The following is a 1,711-nucleotide window of genomic DNA, read 5'->3' as shown; positions in this document are numbered from 1 at the left end:
GGTGGGCAGCCCGCCCCCGGGGCGCGGCATGGATCCTTAGGGTGCTCGGACGCTGAGACCTCCCAACGGAGTATGTACTGGCGACGCCGCGCATGAACTGCAAAGTGCTGCGCTGTCCCGAGCTGTCGTGTGGTGGCACCAGACGCATCGTTTCCTACTTGAGGGGCTACAGCCCCATGTTGGTGGCGGCGTTCGCGCTCCATGCGGTCTGCACGCGGACGTAGCCGCCGACCGAGGCCAGGGAGCGGTGTCGGGTCTGGGCGGCGATCTCGCGGTCGGAGGCACCGCGCAGATGTGCCCAGGTCACGAACCCGGCTCGCAGGGAGTGCGGGGAGTAGCCCTGCTCGGCGTGGCCGGCCGCGGCGGCGAGCTCGGTGATGCGGCGGTTGACCGAGGCCCGGTGAAGCCCGGTGGGGGCCGGCCGGTTGCCGGTGGAGACCCGGCGCAGCAGCGGGCCCTCGGTGATCCCGGAGAGCTGGAGCCAGGCGTCGAGGGCGCGTACGGGGCAGGCGTCGGGGTGGCCGGCGTAGGGCAGGACGCCGAGCTCGGTCTGTTCGCCGCGCTGGTTGGTCTTCGACGAGGGGATGACCAGGGTCCGGCCGCGGTCGTGGGGCAGGACGTTGTCGACGGTCGGCGCGCAGAGTTCGGAGCAGCGCAGCGCGGAGAAGAACCCGATCAGCAGCAGGGCGCGGTCGCGGGCGCCGGCGAGGTCGGGCTCGGATGGGCGGGTGCGGAAGTCGCGGGTGGTGGCGGTGGCTGCGACGAGGTCGAATAGCTGTGGGGGCATCAGCGGCGGGGCCTGGTCGGGTGGGGCGCCATGGACGTGGCGGATGCCCTCCCAGACCGTGGTGACCCGGGCCGGGCTGGTCGGGTCGGGTAGGTCCTGCAGTGCGTGGAAGAACCGGATCGCGGCCATGCGCCGGCTCATGGTGGAGACCTTCGCTCCGGGTCGTGCCAGGGCGGTCAGGTATCCGCTGACCGCGGCCGGTGGGGCGGGTGTGGGCGCGTGGTGTGCGCCGGCGCACCAGTCACAGAACTCGTCCCAGTCGGCGCGGTAGGCCTCGATGGTCGCGGCGGCCTTCGAGGCCTGGCCGTAGGCGGCCTCCTCGGCCGAGAGCGGGCCGCCGTCGAGGTCGGTGACGGGCACCAGCCCGGCGACCGCGACCGCGGCGGTGGGCTCGCGGTGCTGGTGATCGGACACGATCAGCAACGGTAGCGAGCCGGGCCGACCTCGTTGGGGACCCGCGCCGCGACAGCGGCGGACCACTGGGGGAGAGGTCATGTGATCTGGCCATTGTCACGCTCGGAGCGGTCTGTACGACAGACGGTGCGAACGCCGGACGGACACCGGCTCCTTGGCGCTGAACTGATCATGGGATGGAGTCGCTGGTGGCATCTGATCTGGAGACGCTGATCGCGCAGGTGTGGAGCCCCGACGTCCGTCCCCTCGCACAGGAGGCGGGGCGTTGCTACAACGCCGGTGCGATCCGGTCCTGCATCGCCGCGACCTGGTCGGCAGTGGGCGCCGACATCATCGGGAAGCTGGTCCGCCTGGCGGATGAAGGCGACGCCCAGGCCCAGCAGTTCCGACACAAGGTGGAGACTGCCCGAGAGCACGGTCTGAGGCCCGAGGGTGTCACCGCCATGCAGAGGATCGAGGGCATGCTGGTCGACGAGGCCGTGAAGTTCGAGCTGATCGACACGATCGACG

At 71.2% G+C, this 1,711-nt stretch carries 2 protein-coding genes; one reads left to right on the top strand and one right to left on the bottom strand.

The window, feature by feature from the left end; all coding sequences use genetic code 11:
• Positions 1 to 166 precede the first annotated feature (166 nt).
• Entirely contained in the window at positions 167 to 1,201 is a 1,035-nt protein-coding gene (locus D8M34_RS17800; RefSeq protein WP_161973089.1) for a site-specific integrase, read from the bottom strand.
• A 188-nt stretch (positions 1,202 to 1,389) separates the two neighbouring features.
• Between D8M34_RS17800 and D8M34_RS17795 the strand changes: the two genes are divergently transcribed.
• A partial coding sequence (locus D8M34_RS17795) for a hypothetical protein (protein ID WP_202976279.1) occupies positions 1,390 to 1,711 on the top strand: 322 nt, incomplete at its 3' end.

Origin of the sequence: Microbacterium sp. HSID17254, assembly GCF_003989315.1 — a bacterium.
Lineage (GTDB): Bacteria > Actinomycetota > Actinomycetes > Actinomycetales > Microbacteriaceae > Microbacterium.
Note: the sequence above shows the minus strand (reverse complement) of the source record. Positions and strands in the feature narration are given on the sequence as shown.